Origin of the sequence: Pseudomonas sp. NIBRBAC000502773, assembly GCF_006517195.1 — a bacterium.
Classification (GTDB): Bacteria; Pseudomonadota; Gammaproteobacteria; order Pseudomonadales; family Pseudomonadaceae; genus Aquipseudomonas; species Aquipseudomonas marginalis.
Genome location: NZ_CP041189.1, coordinates 4,463,862 through 4,478,162, shown reverse-complemented (window position 1 = coordinate 4,478,162; position 14,301 = coordinate 4,463,862). Strand labels below are relative to the sequence as shown.

Here is a 14,301-nt window from a genome sequence, read left to right as displayed (position 1 = left end):
CTGGCTGACGGCTGCATTGATGAGCGTCAGCCTCGTCACAGACGTCTTGGCCAACGACGAGTGCCAGTTGAACATCAGCGAGTCGTTGCTCGATTTCGGCCTGATGAAACGTCTTGCGCAAAACGACAGTGCCCCACAGCGCCTGCTCGGTGAACGCCGCTTGAGCCTGAACCTCAACTGCCCACAACCGGCGGACATGAGTGTGTTCTACCGCGCCCTCGCGGCCAGTGCCCAACGCCTGCAACTGACCGAGCACGGCACCTACGCCCTGCAGGTCAGCGACGGCGTGCTGGATGGCCAGGCAGTAGAGTTGGGATTGCTGCCCGCAGCCGGCCAGGCACCGGCCGTCGTCGGCACGGCATTGAATTGGCGACCCGGCCATGGCGTAGCACCGGTGCAAGGCGCCAGCGTGGTGCAGGGCAAGCATTTCGCTTTGCAGGTGAGCCTGAGCGCCTGGGCCGACATCGCCGCAACCCGGGTGCGCGAGGCGACCACCTGGGAAGTGTCCGGGACGTTCGACGCCCACCAGGGCAGCCGCTCGCGGGAACTCACCCTGCGCGCCCACTTCGCCCCTGCCGCCTGCACGCCGCAGCTGTCCAATGGCGGACTGGTGGACTACGGCACCCTGCTGGCCAAGGACCTGAATGCCACCAATGAAACACCACTGCCCACCCGCACCTTGCAGCTCTCGGTGAGTTGCGATGCCGCCACGCCCTTTGCCCTGAAGATGCATGACAACCGCAGCGGCTCGGCCACCGGCGGTATCGATGAAACCGCCTACGGCCTGGACCTGGACGCCAGCCAGAACAAGATCGGGCGCTACTACCTGAACATCGACCCGGCCGAATTCAGCGCCGACGCCCTCGGCACCCTGTATCGGACCGATTCCACCAGTGGCGGCGCAGCCTGGAGCAGCTCCAGTGCCCGGCAGATCCCCATCGCCGCCAACAGCCTGATGGGGTTTACCGACAGCCTCGGCAACACCCGTGGGCCGGTGCCGATCCAGCAACTGGCCGGGACAGTGCGCATCAAGGCCTACCTGGCGCCGACCCAGTCATTGGACCTGCGCAACGTGGTGTACATCAACGGCTCGGGCACCCTTGAAATCATCTACCTCTGACCTCTGGAGTTCGCCTTATGAACACGTACCGCATTGCCGTTTGCGCCCTGGTTTTACTGACCGGTGCCCCACATACACTGGCCGCCTCCAGCGTGGACCTGAGTGTCAAAGGCCGGCTGACACCCACCGCCTGCACGCCACTGCTGTCGAGCAACGGGTTGATCGACTACGGCAAGATTTCCCAGCAGGACCTCAACCTCGAAAAAGGCACTCGATTGCCGGTCAAGCACCTGCAAGTCAGTATCGGCTGCAACGCGCCGAACCGCTTTGCCCTGCGCATGCGTGACAACCGCGACGGCACGGCCATGGTCAACAGCGAGATTTACTACGGGCTGGGACTGGACAACAGCGGCAACCGTATTGGCCTCTATTCCCTGACTTTCGACCCTCGCCAGACCCAGGCGGACAGTCTCGCGACGGCCTACGGTACCGAATCCACCACCGGCGGCCTGGCCTGGCGCACCGCCAACCTCAACCCGATCGACATCGGCGCCAACAGCTACCTGGGTTTCACCGACACCGAAGGGAGTACCACCGGCCCCACGGCGATCCAGGCGTTAACCAGCACCGTCAAGATCGAGGCGGTGATCAATGCCAAGCAGAACCTGGACCTGAGCAGCGACACCTTGCTCGACGGCTCGGCGACCCTGGAAGTGCTGTACCTCTAGACTTTCTCGCTGCTGACCTGCACATACTGCGCCCGCCCCGCCCCGAGCCCGGCAACGATGGCGCCCAGGCCGATGACCGCGAAAATCCAGCCGATGGCCGACCAGCCGCCCGTCCAGTCGTGCACCAGGCCCACCGCAAATGGGCCAATGGACGCCAGGGTATAACCGAAGCCCTGGGCCATGCTCGACAGGTTGGCCGCCACATGGGAGTCGCGCGAACGCAGCACGATCAGGGTCAGCGCCAGGCTGAACGTACCGCCCTGGCCCAGGCCGAGCAGGATCGCCCAGCCCCACAGGCCGTCCAGCGGTGCATACAGGCAACCGAACAAACCGCCGAGGGTCAGCAACATCACCACTACGATCGCCAGGCGCTGGTCTTTGCCACGGGTGGCGAGCCAGGGTGCGGCAAGGGAACTGAACAATTGCATGACGATCGAGCCGGACAACGCCAACCCGGCTTCGGTGGCGCTCAGGCCACGACCGATCAGGATCGACGGCAGCCAGCCAAACACGATGTACGACAGGGACGATTGCAGGCCCATGTACAAGGTGACTTGCCAGGCCAACGGATCACGCAGCAGGCCCTTCACTCGGTAGGCGACCTGGTGGGTGGCGTGTTTGCGGCCGACCTGCGGTAACCAGAACAACGCCGCCGCCAACGCCGGCAGAATCCAGAAGCCCAGGCCGATGGTCCAGCGGTCGCCGAAGTAATGACTCAGCGGCACCGTGGCACCGGCGGCCAACGCCGCGCCCAGGCACAGGGCCATGGTGTAGACGCCGGTCATGGCACCGGCCTGCCTGGCGAAATCACGCTTGATCAAGCCCGGCAGCAAGACGCCGATGATGCCGATGCTCGCACCGGCGATCAGGCTGCCGGCGAACAATCCCACTTCGCCGAAAGCGCTGCGCAGGATGATGCCGGCGGCCAGGGTCAGCAAAATCCCCAACACCACCCGCTCGGCGCCAAACCGTCGGGCCAGGATCGGCGCCGTGGGTGCGAACAGGCCAAGGCACAACACCGGCAGGGTGGTGAGCAAACCGGCCTTGGCCGCCGACAACCCCAGGCTGCTGGAGACGTCGGCCAGCAATGGCGCCACGCTCGACAACGCCGGACGCAGGTTCAAGGCCACCAGGATCAGGCCCAGCAGCAACAGCCAGGGGCGACTCACCACCGGGTGGCTGCTTTGCACCACTTCGTCGTCGGCCTCGGCGTCGATCAACAGTTCGTCCAACTCGCTCGTACGCTTGGTTTCAGGGTTCATTGATCAACTGCCGGCAAAGGGATTTGGCGCGTTCCGGGTCCTGGTGTTCCACGGCTTCGAGCAGGGCGATATGCAGGTCGAACACCGCCTGGCGACGCGGCGAAATGTTCAGGGTCTGGCGCAACTGCGCGCCGACGATGGCGGAAAAGTACTGGTACAGCTCGCTCAATGCCGGGTTGTGCGCGGCGTCCACCAGGCGTTTGTGGAACACCAGGTCGGCGCTGATATAGGCCTCCAGGTCACCGTGGTACAGCACGGCACTTCTTTGCAGGGCCTCATGCAACCCCTGCAAGTCTTCCTCGGTTCGGCGCAGCGCTGCCAGGCCGATCGCCTCGGCTTCAAGGATCTGCCGCGTCTCCTGCGCCTGCTCCAGGGTGCAGTGGGATAACGCGCGCATGGCCCCCAGCGGGTCGGTCATCGAGCGCAGGTAACTGCCGTCGCCCTGGCGGATCTCGATCAACCCGGAAAACGCCAGCACGCGCATGGCCTCGCGCACGGTGTTGCGGCTGATGCCCAGCTCGGCGGCCAGCTCCGGCTCGGTGGGCAGGCGTTCGCCAATGGCCCACCGGCCTTCGCTGATGCGCCAGCGCAATTGCTCAAGGGCCTGGTCCACCAGGGAGCGTTTGATCAAGGGGGCGATGTCTGTCATGGGATGCAGGCTTTCGTCCAATCATAGGATGAATTTTCCTACAGCCTATTCAGAGTTGCCTACAAAGGCAACGCACTACGGTTCTTAGGCAGCAAAAGGAGCAGTATTTTCGATTGGTAAAATTACCCTCAAAGGGTAATTATTCGGCTCAGGTGTCTTATGGAAAAGCACACACCTCATTACGATCTGGCGGTGATCAAGGCGGATGTCAGGCGGCTTGGAGGCCGGGCATTTACGCTCGCAGCAAAGCAAACAGGCGCGCGGCTCGGCCTGAATATCAAGGAGATGCAAGAGGTCGTTTTCGAACTACAAAACAGGATGTTGTACAAATCGATGACCACGTATGCCGATCACCGGGTGTGGCAGGACGTGTACCACATCAATTCATACGGTCTGGAGATTTACATCAAGGTCACTTACTGCACAGCCGGTAACCCTCCAGTGATCTCCTTCAAGAAGAAGAGCTCATGAACACTCAACATTGCTTCATTTGCGGTGCACCCGACGCCATGACGCGCTTCGAAAGCCGCAGCGAAACCCTCCGTGTCAACGGTATGGAACGGCGTGTCGACGACCTGTCTGGCTGGGAATGCCAACTGTGCGGCGACGGCATGCATGACCCTGACAGCTCCGACCGCTATAGCGCCGCCAGCGATGAACTGGTCCGCACCGCGCGGACAATGATCGGCAACGACATGAAACGCATCCGTCGCAAGCTGCACCTTACGCAGAAAGAAGCCGTACAACTGCTGTCCGGTGGCGGTCACAACGCTTTTTCACGTTATGAACGCGGTGAGCTCCTGCCACCGAAGCCACTGGTTCTGTTGATGCGACTATTGGACCGTTACCCTCACCTGCTCGCCGACGCCAGGGTATTGGCCGAAGGCGCTGACCTGCGGGGCTTCACCCATACCGCGAACACAGGGCAGGAAGCGCTCAAGGCCTCCTGAACAGACAAAAATAAACCCGGCCAGGCCGGGTCTATTTTTTCAGGCATCGATCAATGCAGGATCTGGCTCAAGAACAGCTTGGTCCGGTCATTCTGCGGGTTGTCGAAGAAGTCATTCGGCGCCGCCTGTTCGACGATCTCGCCCTTGTCCATGAAGATCACGCGGTTGGCCACGGTGCGCGCGAAGCCCATTTCGTGGGTTACGCACAACATGGTCATGCCGTCTTCGGCCAGGCCGATCATGGTGTCGAGCACTTCCTTGACCATTTCCGGATCGAGGGCCGAGGTCGGCTCGTCGAACAGCATGATTTTCGGCTTCATGCACAGGGCACGGGCAATCGCCACACGCTGTTGCTGGCCGCCGGACAACTGCCCCGGAAACTTGTGGGCCTGCTCCGGGATGCGCACACGCTCCAGGTAGTGCATGGCGATTTCCTCGGCCTTGCGCTTGGGCATCTTGCGCACCCACATCGGCGCCAGCGTGCAGTTCTGCAGGATGGTCAGGTGCGGGAACAGGTTGAAGTGCTGGAACACCATGCCGACTTCACGGCGGATCGCTTCGATCTGCTTGAGGTCGTTGGTCAGCTCCACGCCATCGACCACAATGCGGCCCTGCTGGTGCTCTTCCAGGCGGTTGAGGCAACGGATGGTGGTGGACTTGCCCGAACCCGACGGGCCGCACAGCACGATACGCTCGCCCTGCTTGACGTTGAGGTTGATGTCTTTCAACACATGGAACTGGCCATACCACTTGTTGACGCCCTGCATCTGGATAATGCCTTCAGGGCTCACAGGCTGTTTGATCGCTTCGCTCATAACATCAACTCCTAACGCTTGTGGCCTGTGTCGAGCTTGTGTTCCAAATGAATGGAATAGCGCGACATACCAAAACAGAAAATCCAGAACACCAAGGCGGCAAACACATAGCCTTCGGTGGCCATACCCAACCATTTAGGGTCGGCGGCGGCTTGCTTGACGCTGTTGAGCAGGTCGAACAGGCCGATGATGATCACCAGGCTGGTGTCCTTGAACAACGCGATAAACGTGTTGACGATGCCCGGGATCACCATCTTCAGTGCTTGCGGGAGGATCACCAGGCCCATGCTGCGCCAGTAACCCAGGCCCATCGCCGCGGCCGCTTCGTACTGACCTTTGGGAATCGCCTGCAAGCCACCGCGCACCACTTCGGCCACGTAGGCCGACTGGAACAGGATCACGCCGATCAGCGCCCGCAGCAGCTTGTCGATGCCCATGCCTTCAGGCAGGAACAACGGCAGCATCACCGAGGACATGAACAGCACGGTGATCAACGGCACGCCGCGCCAGAACTCGATGAAGGTCACGCAGACCACACGAATCGCCGGCATGTTCGAGCGCCGCCCCAGCGCCAGCACAATGCCCAGAGGCAAGGCGCCGGCGATGCCGACGGTGGCGATGACCAGGGTCAGCATCAGGCCGCCCCATTGGCTGGTCGCCACATTGGTCAGCCCGAAGATCCCGCCGTGGAGCAGGAAGTACGCGATGATCGGGTACAGCACCAGGAAGCTCAGGCCATAGATCGCCTTGCGCGGGAAACGCGAGATGAACAACGGCGCCACGCCGACGATGGCCAGCCACACGGTCAGGTCCACACGCCAGCGCAGGTCGCCGGGGTAGTAGCCGTACATGAACTGTCCGAAACGCTGTTGGATAAACACCCAGCACGCGCCTTCCTTGGTGCAGTCGGCGCGGGTGGTGCCGACCCAGTTGGCATCGAGGATGGCCCACTGCAGGATCGGCGGCACCACCAGGTAGATCAGGTAAAACGCCAACAGCGTCAGCAAGGTATTGAGCCAGCTGGAGAACAGGTTGGCGCGCATCCAGGCCATCGGTCCGAAGACTTTGCTCGGCGGCGGCATATCAGGTTTGAAAGTATGCGAACTCATGTGCGTTTCCTCACCGCTCGATCAGCGCAATGCGCTTGTTGTACCAGTTCATCAGCAGGGAAATGCTGATGCTGATCGCCAGGTACACGCTCATGGTGATGGCAATGACTTCGATGGCCTGGCCGGTCTGGTTGAGCACCGTGCCGGCAAACAACGAAACCATTTCCGGGTAACCGATACCGGCGGCCAACGACGAGTTTTTCGCCAGGTTCAGGTACTGGCTGGTCAGCGGCGGAATGATCACCCGCAGGGCTTGCGGGATGATGACCTTGCGCAGCGTCGGCCCAGGGCGCAGGCCCAGGGAGCGCGCAGCTTCGGTCTGGCCGTGGCTGACGGACTTGATGCCCGAACGCACGATCTCGGCGATAAACGCTGCCGTGTACACGGTAAGCGCCAGGGTCAGGGCCAGCAGTTCAGGGATCAATACCCAGCCGCCGACAAAGTTAAAACCTTGCAGCTTTGGCATTTCCCAGTGCAGCGGCGCGCCGAAGATCAAGGCACACAACGCCGGGATCACGATAAACAGCGCCAGGCCCGCCCAGAACTTGTGGAAGGGTACGCCGGTCGCTTCAAAACGCTTGTTGGCCCAACGCGCCATCAGCACGATTGCCACGATGGCAACCACGATACTGGCCACAAACGGCCAGAACCCGTCAGCGGCCAGCGCTGCCGGCATGTTCAGGCCACGGCTGCTGACAAAGAAGGTGTCGCCGAAGTTATGGCTGTTGCGCGGCCCCGGCATGGTGAGGAACACCGCGAAGTACCAGAACAGGATCTGCAGCAGCGGCGGAATGTTGCGGAATACTTCCACATACACGGTCGCCAGCTTGTTGATCATCCAGTTCGGTGACAGGCGCGCCACGCCGATGATGAAGCCCAGCAGGGTCGCCAGGATCACCCCGATAAAGGTCACCAGCAAAGTGTTGAGCAGCCCGATCACAAAGACACGGGCATAGCTGTCCGATTCGGTGTAGTCGATCAAATGCTGCGCGATGCCGAAGCCGGCACTGCGCTCAAGAAAGTCGAAACCCGAGGTAATGCCCCGGTGCTGAAGGTTGGTCTGGGTATTGTCGAAGAGGTACCAGCCCAGCGAGATCACCGCCACAATCGTGATGATCTGGAAGAGCCACGCACGCACTTTGGGATCGCTGAAGCTGAGCTTCCGATTTGGTGCGCCGATTTGTTTTTGCATGAAGTGCCCCGGAAAGAATGGAACAGAACATCACCCGGCGGTTGGCCCACCGGGTGACAGAACCATCAGCGATCAGCGCACAGGCGGTGCGTATTGAATGCCGCCGTTGTTCCACAGCGCGTTCAGGCCGCGGTCGATTTCCAGCGGGGTGCTCTTGCCCAGGTTGCGCTCGAACACTTCACCGTAGTTACCGACTTGCTTGACGATCTGTACGACCCAGTCTTTCTTCACTTTCAGGTCTTTGCCGTATTCGCCGTCAGCACCGAGCAGACGCGCAACGTCCGGGTTCTTGGTGGACTTGGCTTCAGCTTCAACGTTTTTGGACGTGATGCCGGCTTCTTCAGCGTTGAGCATGGCGTAGCCCACCCAGCGCACGATGGCCAGCCACTCGTCATCACCGTTACGCACGACCGGGCCCAGCGGTTCCTTGGAAATGGTTTCCGGCAGAACCACGTAGTCCTTTGGCGAGGCCAGCTTGCTGCGCTGGGCGAACAATTGGGACTTGTCGGAGGTCAGTACGTCGCAACGGCCGGATTCCAGCGACTTGGCGCTTTCATCGGAGGTGTCGAAGGTGATCGGGGTGTATTTGAGGTTGTTGCCACGGAAGTAGTCGGAAACGTTCAGCTCGGTGGTGGTACCGGCCTGGATGCAGATGGTTGCACCGTCCAGTTCCTTGGCACTTTTGACGCCCAGCTTGTTGTTAACCAGGAAGCCGATGCCGTCGTAGTAAGTGATGAAGCCCGGGAATTTCAGACCCATGCCCGCATCGCGGGAGCTGGTCATGGTGGTGTTACGCGACAGGATGTCGACTTCGCCGGATTGAAGCGCGGTGAAACGCTCCTTGGCGTTCAACTGGCTGAATTTGACCTTGGTGGCGTCGCCGAAAACGGCAGCGGCCACGGCGCGGCAAACGTCAGCATCGATCCCGAGGATCTTGCCGCTGGCATCCGGTACCGAGAAGCCCGGCAAGCCGTCACTCACGCCACATTGCACAAAGCCTTTCTTCTGCACAGCGTCCAGAGTAGCGCCGGCTTGGGCGAAACCGCTGACACCCAGTACAGCCGCCGCGCAAACGATGGCCAGGGTGGATTTCAATACCTTCATTCAAACCTCCAGTTGCTCTTGTTGTGTCGAAGCTCCAACCTCAGCGCACCCTTATGAGGCGATATCGACCCGTGTTGGCTTTTTTTAGGGTCAAGCGGCATGAGGCTTTCGCGGTAATTCCAGCGGCTATCCCAGAAGCGGCAGTCACTGATAGTGTTACCGTCCAGGGAAAGTTCTGACATCGACCTACACATAGCAAGGCGCGTACCAGAGTGGTCGCTGAGTCGTTTCAGCCCATGGTCAATAGAAAAAGATTCAACCTTGCGACATTCTCTTAACAGATCAACCTGTCGCGCACCGTTCCGACGCACCCAATCGGAGCGCACGCACATATATGGAGCAGACATGACCGAACCCTTGATTCTTCAGCCCGCCAAGCCCGCAGACGCCTGCGTCATCTGGTTGCATGGCCTGGGTGCCGATCGCTACGACTTCCTGCCGGTGGCCGAGGCATTGCAGGAAAGCTTGCTGTCCACCCGCTTTGTATTGCCCCAGGCACCGACCCGTCCGGTGACGATCAATGGTGGCTACGAGATGCCCAGCTGGTACGACATCAAGGCCATGAGCCCGGCCCGCTCGATCAGCCTGGAGGAGCTGGAAGTGTCGGCAAAAATGCTGACCGATCTGATCGAAGCACAGAAGAGAACCGGAATAGACGCCTCGCGAATTTTCCTCGCGGGCTTTTCCCAAGGTGGCGCCGTGGTCTTCCACACCGCATTCCTGAATTGGGAGGGGCCATTGGGCGGCGTCATCGCCCTCTCCACCTACGCGCCCATCTTCAGCGATGAGCTTGAATTGTCGGCCAGCCAACAACGCATTCCAACGCTATGCCTGCACGGCCAGTACGACGAGGTGGTGCAGAACGCCATGGGGCGCACGGCGTATGAGCATCTGAAGAGCCGTGGTGTCACCGTGACATGGCAGGAATACCCAATGGGCCACGAAGTGTTACCCCAGGAGATACACGATATAGGGACTTGGTTGACCGCTCGCCTGGGCTGAACCCCACGTTTATGTAGCCGTATGACAGACGCACTACGCCGCGCCCGATTCTTGCATTACACTGGCCGGCGTACATTCCTTAACCAATTAATGAGATCACCGTGCTCAAAGCACTCAAGAAGATGTTCGGCAAAAGCGAGGCTGAGCCGCTCGCGCCTGTTCCCAGTGCTCCTGTCCCCTCCTCCGGCAGCCGCAATGACGGTCAACAGCCAGGCCGGACTGCACCTGTCGCCCAGCCGAAGACGCCGACGGTGACACCGCCCGAACAGGCAAAACCCGAGACGCAAGCCGCACCCGCCCCCAAGCCTCGCCGGGAACGCGCGCCCAAACCGCCGGTGATCCCGTGGAAACTCGAGGATTTCGTCGTCGAACCCCAGGAAGGCAAGACCCGCTTCCACGATTTTGATCTGGCCCCGGAACTGATGCACGCCATCCAGGACCTGGGGTTCCCGTACTGCACGCCGATCCAGGCGCAGGTACTGGGCTTTACCCTCGCCGGCAAAGATGCCATCGGTCGTGCCCAGACCGGCACCGGCAAGACCGCCGCGTTCCTGATCTCGATCATCACCCAGCTGCTGCAAACGCCGCCGCCGAAAGAACGCTACATGGGTGAACCGCGTGCGCTGATCATCGCGCCGACCCGTGAACTGGTGGTGCAGATCGCCAAGGACGCCGCCGACCTGACCAAGTACACCGGTCTCAACGTCATGACGTTCGTGGGCGGCATGGACTTCGACAAGCAGCTCAAGCACCTCGAAGCCCGCCACTGCGACATCCTGGTGGCGACCCCCGGCCGCCTGCTGGACTTCAACCAGCGCGGCGACGTGCACCTGGACATGGTCGAAGTGATGGTGCTGGACGAAGCCGACCGCATGCTCGACATGGGTTTCATCCCACAAGTGCGTCAGATCATTCGCCAGACCCCGCCAAAGGCCGAGCGTCAGACCCTGCTGTTCTCCGCGACCTTTACCGAAGACGTGATGAACCTCGCCAAGCAGTGGACCACCGAGCCGTCCATCGTCGAGATCGAAGCGCTGAACGTCGCCAGCGAAAACGTCGAACAGCACATCTATGCCGTGGCCGGTGCCGACAAGTACAAGCTGCTCTACAACCTGGTCAACGACAACGGCTGGGAACGCGTGATGGTGTTCGCCAACCGCAAGGACGAAGTGCGCCGCATCGAGGAACGCCTGGTGCGCGATGGCGTGAATGCCGCGCAGCTGTCCGGCGATGTGCCGCAACACAAGCGCATCAAGACCCTGGAAGGCTTCCGCGAAGGCAAGATCCGCGTGCTGGTGGCCACCGACGTGGCCGGGCGCGGGATTCACATCGACGGCATCAGCCACGTGATCAACTTCACCCTGCCGGAAGTGCCGGACGACTACGTGCACCGCATCGGCCGTACCGGCCGTGCGGGGGCTGCGGGCGTGTCGATCAGCTTTGCCGGGGAGGATGACTCGTATCAGTTGCCGTCGATCGAGACCTTGCTGGGCCGCAAGATCAGCTGCGAGACTCCGCCGACGCACTTGCTGCGGGCTGTAGAGCGCAAACGCCCGTAAGCTGAAATGCGATAAAAATGTGGGAGGGGCGGTGCGACGATTCGACTTGCCCCCGATAGCAGTGGATCAGTCGATACATAAATTGACTGACACCCCGCTATCGGGGGCAAGCCCCCTCCCACATTTGGTTAAGTGTTCGGCTGGTTATTTCCAGCGATCCGCCGCAGCGTGGTCGCTGTCCCGCCCTTCCACCCAGCGCGCACCCTCACGGGTATTTTCCTTCTTCCAGAACGGCGCACGGGTTTTCAGGTAGTCCATCACAAACGCACAGGCATCAAACGCGGCCTGGCGATGGGCACTGGCGGCGGCCACGAACACTATCGGCTCGCCAGGCTCCAGCGCACCGATACGATGCAGCACTTCGAGCTTGAGCAGCGGCCAGCGTTGCTCGGCTTCGACGGCGATCTTGGCCAAGGCTTTTTCAGTCATGCCCGGATAGTGTTCGAGGAACATCCCGTATACCTCTCGGCCCTCGTTGAAATCGCGCACATAGCCGACAAAGCTCACCACCGCGCCCACGCCCACATTCGCCGCGTGCATCGCGTTGACTTCCGCGCCGGGGTCAAAAGCCTCGACCTGTACACGAATGGCCATGCTCAGCCTCCGGTCACGGGCGGGAAGAACGCGACTTCATCACCGGCCTGCAACGGCTCGTCGAGAGCGCACAACTCCTGGTTGCGAGCACACATCAAGCTGGTTTCGTTGAGCACTTCAAAGCCCGGATCAGCGGCCAGCGCCTGGCGCACGGCATCGACAGTGGCGAATTCGCCTTCCATCTCAAGTGAATCCAGGCCTATTTTTTCGCTGTAACGCGCGAAAAACAGTACGTTGATGCTCATTGTCCATCCGCCTTGAAATGCCCGCTCTTACCGCCAAGCTTTTCCAGCAGGCGAATGTTTTCGATGGTCATGCCGCGATCCACGGCCTTGCACATGTCGTAGATCGTCAGCGCCGCGACACTGGCCGCCGTCAACGCTTCCATCTCCACGCCGGTCTGCCCCGAGAGCTTGCAGCGGGCAACGATGTGGACGGTATTTTCCCCTTCGGCGGCCAGCTCGACCTTGACGCCCGTCAGCATCAGCGGATGGCACAGGGGAATCAGATCACTGGTCTTTTTGGCCGCCTGGATCCCGGCGATGCGGGCCACGGCAAACACGTCGCCCTTGGGATGGGCGCCGTCGACAATCATTTGCAGGGTCTCGGGCAGCATGCGCACCCGCGCTTCGGCCACCGCCTCCCGGAACGTCACGGACTTGTCGGTGACGTCGACCATATGGGCGCGACCTTGGGAATCGAGATGAGTCAGCACAGGGATACTCCTGATCAGGAGCGGCGATTGTAAACCCAACACGCAATAAATGTGGGAGCAGCGGTGCGACGCACCGCCGCTCCAACGGTTACAGGTGCGACTCTGCGTATTCAGCCAGAATCGAGCGAGGCACCCCTTGCAGCGCGATATGCACGCCGTTCGGGAAGTCCTTGAAGCGTTCCGTCAGGTAGGTCAGCCCGGAGCTGGTCGCGGACAGGTAAGGGGTGTCGATCTGTGCCAGGTTGCCCAGGCACACCACTTTGGAACCGGCGCCGGCACGGGTAATGATGGTTTTCATCTGGTGCGGGGTCAGGTTCTGGCATTCATCGATCAAAATCAGGCTCTGCTGGAAGCTGCGACCTCGGATGTAGTTGAGGGATTTGAACTGCAACGGCACTTTGCTGAGGATGTAGTCGACGCTGCCATGGGTGTTTTCGTCATCCATGTGCAAGGCTTCGAGGTTGTCGGTGATCGCCCCCAGCCACGGCTCCATTTTTTCCGCCTCGGTACCGGGCAAAAAGCCGATTTCCTGGTCCAGGCCCTGCACGGAGCGGGTGGCGATGATGCGGCGATAGCGCTTGGTCACCATGGTCTGCTCGATGGCGGCAGCCAGGGCGAGGATGGTTTTACCGGAACCGGCAGCGCCCGTCAGGTTGACCAGGTGGATGTCCGGGTCGAGCAGCGCATACAGCGCCAGGCTCTGGTAGATGTCACGCGGTTTCAGGCCCCAGGCTTCCTGGTGCAACAGGGGTTCCTGATGCAGGTCGAGGATCAGCAGCTTGTCGACCTGGATCTCTTTGATCCAGCCCACGAAGCCCTGTTCGTCGACGATGAATTCATTGATATGCACGGCCGGCAGGTTGTCGATCAGTTGTACCTGGTGCCAGGTACGGCCATGGTCCTGACGGGTTTCGACCTTGCTGACACGGTCCCAGAACGAGCCGGTCATCATGTGATAACCACGGGACAGCATCGACACGTCGTCGACCAGTTGGTCGGTACTGTAGTCCTCGGCAGCGATCCCACACGCTCGTGCCTTGAGGCGCATATTGATGTCTTTGGTCACCAGCACCACGCGCAGGTCCTTTTCGCGAGCGTGCAGGTCGATCAATTGGTTGATGATTTTGTTGTCGTTCAGGTTTTCGGGCAGCAGGCTGTTGGGCTCGCTGCGCTTGCTCATCAGGATCGACAGCAAGCCCTTGGGCCCGCTTTTGCCGCGCTGGATCGGCACGCCGACCTCAACGTCCTCGGGTGACGCTTCGCCCAGGGTCTTGTCGATCAGGCGGATGGCCTGGCGGCACTCGGCAGCCACGCTGTGGTGCCCGCTTTTGAGTTTGTCGAGCTCCTCAAGCACGATCATCGGGATGGCGACGTGGTGTTCTTCGAAGTTAAGCAGTGCGTTTGGATCGTGGATCAGTACATTGGTATCAAGCACATAAAGGATTGGCTGGTCGGAAGAAGGGTTACGTCCATGATCATCCATACTCGGTCACCTTTGTGGGAGCCAGTCGACGCAATACCACAACAGTGCTGCGCCTCGATTCGACCACCGACTGCACCTG

At 60.8% G+C, this 14,301-nt stretch carries 16 protein-coding genes; 6 read left to right on the top strand and 10 right to left on the bottom strand.

Going from position 1 to position 14,301, the window contains the following annotated elements; all coding sequences use genetic code 11:
• Nucleotides 1–19: 19 nt before the first annotated feature.
• Together NIBR502773_RS20630 and NIBR502773_RS20625 are read left to right on the top strand one after the other, a co-directional pair.
• Nucleotides 20–1,120 carry a DUF1120 domain-containing protein gene (locus tag NIBR502773_RS20630; RefSeq protein ID WP_257228300.1) on the top strand — a complete coding sequence of 367 codons (1,101 nt, stop codon included), beginning with the start codon at nt 20–22 and terminating at the stop codon, nt 1,118–1,120.
• Between the two features lie 17 nt (nt 1,121–1,137).
• Complete coding sequence (locus NIBR502773_RS20625; protein ID WP_141156811.1) at nt 1,138–1,788, top strand: DUF1120 domain-containing protein; 651 nt, start codon at nt 1,138–1,140, stop codon at nt 1,786–1,788.
• Here the strand turns inward: NIBR502773_RS20625 and NIBR502773_RS20620 are convergent.
• Both NIBR502773_RS20620 and NIBR502773_RS20615 read right to left on the bottom strand, forming a co-directional pair.
• On the bottom strand, nt 1,785–3,050 hold the full coding sequence (locus NIBR502773_RS20620) for a CynX/NimT family MFS transporter (protein WP_141156810.1): 1,266 nt from the start codon (nt 3,048–3,050) through the stop codon (nt 1,785–1,787). The two genes, NIBR502773_RS20625 and NIBR502773_RS20620, sit on opposite strands and share 4 nt — an antisense overlap.
• On the bottom strand, nt 3,040–3,699 hold the full coding sequence (locus NIBR502773_RS20615; RefSeq protein WP_141156809.1) for a FadR/GntR family transcriptional regulator: 660 nt from the start codon (nt 3,697–3,699) through the stop codon (nt 3,040–3,042). The genes NIBR502773_RS20620 and NIBR502773_RS20615 overlap by 11 nt, the downstream gene beginning before the upstream one ends.
• 159 nt (nt 3,700–3,858) lie before the next feature.
• On the opposite strand from NIBR502773_RS20615, the gene NIBR502773_RS20610 reads away from it, so the two are divergent.
• Nucleotides 3,859–4,170 (top strand): type II toxin-antitoxin system MqsR family toxin, encoded by a 312-nt coding sequence (locus NIBR502773_RS20610; RefSeq protein WP_141156808.1) that lies wholly within the window; start codon nt 3,859–3,861, stop codon nt 4,168–4,170.
• A complete protein-coding gene (locus tag NIBR502773_RS20605) occupies nt 4,167–4,649 on the top strand; it encodes a type II toxin-antitoxin system MqsA family antitoxin (protein WP_141156807.1) in 483 nt (160 codons plus the stop codon). Before NIBR502773_RS20610 ends, NIBR502773_RS20605 begins: the two co-directional genes overlap by 4 nt.
• A 50-nt stretch (nt 4,650–4,699) precedes the next feature.
• Here the strand turns inward: NIBR502773_RS20605 and NIBR502773_RS20600 are convergent, their stop codons facing one another.
• The 4 genes from NIBR502773_RS20600 to NIBR502773_RS20585 all read right to left on the bottom strand — a co-directional run bounded on the left by NIBR502773_RS20600 (nt 4,700) and on the right by NIBR502773_RS20585 (nt 8,869).
• Nucleotides 4,700–5,464, bottom strand: coding sequence for an amino acid ABC transporter ATP-binding protein (locus tag NIBR502773_RS20600; RefSeq protein WP_003171943.1), 765 nt, complete (start codon nt 5,462–5,464; stop codon nt 4,700–4,702).
• Nucleotides 5,465–5,475: 11 nt separating this feature from the next.
• Entirely contained in the window at nt 5,476–6,573 is a 1,098-nt protein-coding gene (locus tag NIBR502773_RS20595; protein WP_065938599.1) for an amino acid ABC transporter permease, read from the bottom strand.
• A 10-nt stretch (nt 6,574–6,583) separates the two neighbouring features.
• The gene (locus NIBR502773_RS20590) at nt 6,584–7,765 is read right to left on the bottom strand and encodes an amino acid ABC transporter permease (RefSeq protein WP_092487160.1); all 1,182 of its coding nucleotides are present in this window, start codon (nt 7,763–7,765) and stop codon (nt 6,584–6,586) included.
• 72 nt (nt 7,766–7,837) lie between these two features.
• On the bottom strand, nt 7,838–8,869 hold the full coding sequence (locus NIBR502773_RS20585; protein WP_092487157.1) for an amino acid ABC transporter substrate-binding protein: 1,032 nt from the start codon (nt 8,867–8,869) through the stop codon (nt 7,838–7,840).
• A 345-nt stretch (nt 8,870–9,214) separates the two neighbouring features.
• Between NIBR502773_RS20585 and NIBR502773_RS20580 the strand changes: the two genes are divergently transcribed.
• Together NIBR502773_RS20580 and rhlB are read left to right on the top strand one after the other, a co-directional pair.
• Entirely contained in the window at nt 9,215–9,871 is a 657-nt protein-coding gene (locus NIBR502773_RS20580; RefSeq protein ID WP_141156806.1) for an alpha/beta hydrolase, read from the top strand.
• 95 nt (nt 9,872–9,966) lie between these two features.
• Entirely contained in the window at nt 9,967–11,430 is a 1,464-nt protein-coding gene (rhlB, locus tag NIBR502773_RS20575; RefSeq protein ID WP_168209044.1) for an ATP-dependent RNA helicase RhlB, read from the top strand.
• A gap of 144 nt (nt 11,431–11,574) precedes the next feature.
• Here the strand turns inward: rhlB and moaE are convergent, their stop codons facing one another.
• The 4 genes from moaE to NIBR502773_RS20555 form a co-directional block, all read right to left on the bottom strand.
• A complete protein-coding gene (gene moaE / locus NIBR502773_RS20570) occupies nt 11,575–12,024 on the bottom strand; it encodes a molybdopterin synthase catalytic subunit MoaE (protein WP_141156804.1) in 450 nt (149 codons plus the stop codon).
• Between the two features lie 2 nt (nt 12,025–12,026).
• Nucleotides 12,027–12,269: a molybdopterin converting factor subunit 1 gene (moaD, locus tag NIBR502773_RS20565; protein WP_027604720.1), complete on the bottom strand. Its 243-nt coding sequence runs from the start codon at nt 12,267–12,269 to the stop codon at nt 12,027–12,029.
• Nucleotides 12,266–12,739 carry a cyclic pyranopterin monophosphate synthase MoaC gene (moaC, locus tag NIBR502773_RS20560; protein WP_141156803.1) on the bottom strand — a complete coding sequence of 158 codons (474 nt, stop codon included), beginning with the start codon at nt 12,737–12,739 and terminating at the stop codon, nt 12,266–12,268. The genes moaD and moaC overlap by 4 nt, the downstream gene beginning before the upstream one ends.
• An 88-nt stretch (nt 12,740–12,827) precedes the next feature.
• The gene (locus tag NIBR502773_RS20555; protein ID WP_115486687.1) at nt 12,828–14,222 is read right to left on the bottom strand and encodes a PhoH family protein; all 1,395 of its coding nucleotides are present in this window, start codon (nt 14,220–14,222) and stop codon (nt 12,828–12,830) included.
• Nucleotides 14,223–14,301: the final 79 nt, after the last annotated feature.

What these genes read in the sequence shown, in the direction of transcription:
- NIBR502773_RS20630 (WP_257228300.1), top strand. Translation starts at nt 20, where the DNA reads ATGAGCGTCAGCCTCGTCACAGACGTCTTGGCCAACGACGAGTGCCAG.
- NIBR502773_RS20625 (WP_141156811.1), top strand. Translation starts at nt 1,138, where the DNA reads ATGAACACGTACCGCATTGCCGTTTGCGCCCTGGTTTTACTGACCGGT.
- NIBR502773_RS20620 (WP_141156810.1), bottom strand. Translation starts at nt 3,050, where the DNA reads ATGAACCCTGAAACCAAGCGTACGAGCGAGTTGGACGAACTGTTGATC.
- NIBR502773_RS20615 (WP_141156809.1), bottom strand. Translation starts at nt 3,699, where the DNA reads ATGACAGACATCGCCCCCTTGATCAAACGCTCCCTGGTGGACCAGGCC.
- NIBR502773_RS20610 (WP_141156808.1), top strand. Translation starts at nt 3,859, where the DNA reads ATGGAAAAGCACACACCTCATTACGATCTGGCGGTGATCAAGGCGGAT.
- NIBR502773_RS20605 (WP_141156807.1), top strand. Translation starts at nt 4,167, where the DNA reads ATGAACACTCAACATTGCTTCATTTGCGGTGCACCCGACGCCATGACG.
- NIBR502773_RS20600 (WP_003171943.1), bottom strand. Translation starts at nt 5,464, where the DNA reads ATGAGCGAAGCGATCAAACAGCCTGTGAGCCCTGAAGGCATTATCCAG.
- NIBR502773_RS20595 (WP_065938599.1), bottom strand. Translation starts at nt 6,573, where the DNA reads ATGAGTTCGCATACTTTCAAACCTGATATGCCGCCGCCGAGCAAAGTC.
- NIBR502773_RS20590 (WP_092487160.1), bottom strand. Translation starts at nt 7,765, where the DNA reads ATGCAAAAACAAATCGGCGCACCAAATCGGAAGCTCAGCTTCAGCGAT.
- NIBR502773_RS20585 (WP_092487157.1), bottom strand. Translation starts at nt 8,869, where the DNA reads ATGAAGGTATTGAAATCCACCCTGGCCATCGTTTGCGCGGCGGCTGTA.
- NIBR502773_RS20580 (WP_141156806.1), top strand. Translation starts at nt 9,215, where the DNA reads ATGACCGAACCCTTGATTCTTCAGCCCGCCAAGCCCGCAGACGCCTGC.
- moaE (WP_141156804.1), bottom strand. Translation starts at nt 12,024, where the DNA reads ATGGCCATTCGTGTACAGGTCGAGGCTTTTGACCCCGGCGCGGAAGTC.
- moaD (WP_027604720.1), bottom strand. Translation starts at nt 12,269, where the DNA reads ATGAGCATCAACGTACTGTTTTTCGCGCGTTACAGCGAAAAAATAGGC.
- NIBR502773_RS20555 (WP_115486687.1), bottom strand. Translation starts at nt 14,222, where the DNA reads ATGGATGATCATGGACGTAACCCTTCTTCCGACCAGCCAATCCTTTAT.